The 1,259-nt window shown below is 55.4% G+C and carries 1 protein-coding gene; it reads left to right on the forward strand.

Annotated elements, in window-relative coordinates; genetic code table 11:
* Positions 1 to 83 precede the first annotated feature (83 nt).
* The gene (locus tag POF53_RS25880) at positions 84 to 1,208 is read left to right on the forward strand and encodes an IS481 family transposase (RefSeq protein WP_203647996.1); all 1,125 of its coding nucleotides are present in this window, start codon (positions 84 to 86) and stop codon (positions 1,206 to 1,208) included.
* Positions 1,209 to 1,259 lie beyond the last annotated feature (51 nt).

Raw genomic sequence — 1,259 nt, forward strand, 5'->3', positions numbered from 1 at the left:
TGTAGAGACCGGACACATGGTGGACACGTGTACGGAGACATGGTTGACACTTCCTGGCAGCCCCCTTTGCCAGGATTTTCGCCATGCCTTGGAACGTGAGAAACGCCATGAGCCTGAAAGAAGAGTTCGTATCCCTGGCGAGACAACCGGATGCCAATATTCGAGAGTTATGCCGACGTTTCAGCATCAGTCCTCAAACCGGATACAAGTGGCTGCGCCGTTTTGAACAAGGTGGCTCGGCCGCTCTACAGGAACGATCTCGGAGGCCGGCTAGTAGCCCTCGCTTGACCGAGGCTGCGTTGGAAGCAGAAGTCGTTGCACTTCGACAGGAGCACCCGGCCTGGGGCGGACGCACAATCAGCAGCCTGCTGAGCAAGCGTATTGCCCCCAGCACCGTCACCAACGTATTGCACCGCCATGAACTAATCCAGAGCCCTGAGAAGGCGCGAGAGGCGCGGCTTAGGTTTGAGCACGATGCACCCAACGATCTCTGGCAGATGGACTTCAAAGGGCACTTCGCCCTGCAGCAAGGCCGGTGTCATCCGCTGACCATTCTTGACGACCACTCCCGCTTCAATTTGGCTATTCACGCTTGCGATAACGAGCGAGGAACGACGGTCAAGGAGAAGATGACTGAGGTCTTCCAGCGCTACGGCCTACCGGTCCGAATCAACGTCGATAATGGTGCTCCCTGGGGCTCACCGCGTAATCCTGGAGAGGTTACAGAACTGAGTATCTGGTTGATTCGACTAGGGATACAGATAAGTTTCAGTCGCCCGTACCACCCTCAAACGAATGGCAAAATTGAGCGTTTCCACCGTTCCTTGAAGGCTGAAGTACTCGATGGGCGGCAGTTCTCGACCTTGGTGCAAGCCCAGACGGCGTTTGACCGATGGCGGGAAATTTACAACTTACAGCGCCCTCATCAGGCTTTGGGGTATCAAGTGCCGATGGCCAGATATCACCCCAGCCCGTGGGCCTACCCCAATCAGCTTGAGGAATTTGAATATGGGCCAGACGATACCCTGGCCAAGGTTTATCACAGTCGCTTCCGCTTCCAGAAACGCTATTTCAGCATCGCAAAAGGCTTGGTCGGGCAGACCATAGCGATACGCCCCGGGCGAGACGGCGGGGACATGTTCGATGTCTATTTCTGCCATCAACGCCTGCGCACTATCGACGTGAATAAACCTGATTACGGACCATAATGTGTCAACCATGTCTGCGCACATGTGTCAGCGATGTGTCCGGTCTCTACA

Origin of the sequence: Mitsuaria sp. RG (assembly GCF_028369275.1) — a bacterium.
GTDB classification, from domain to species: Bacteria; Pseudomonadota; Gammaproteobacteria; order Pseudomonadales; family Pseudomonadaceae; genus Aquipseudomonas; species Aquipseudomonas peradeniyensis.

Excerpts from the sequence above, each read along its gene's own strand:
- POF53_RS25880 (WP_203647996.1), top strand. The coding sequence starts at position 84 with ATGCCTTGGAACGTGAGAAACGCCATGAGCCTGAAAGAAGAGTTCGTA.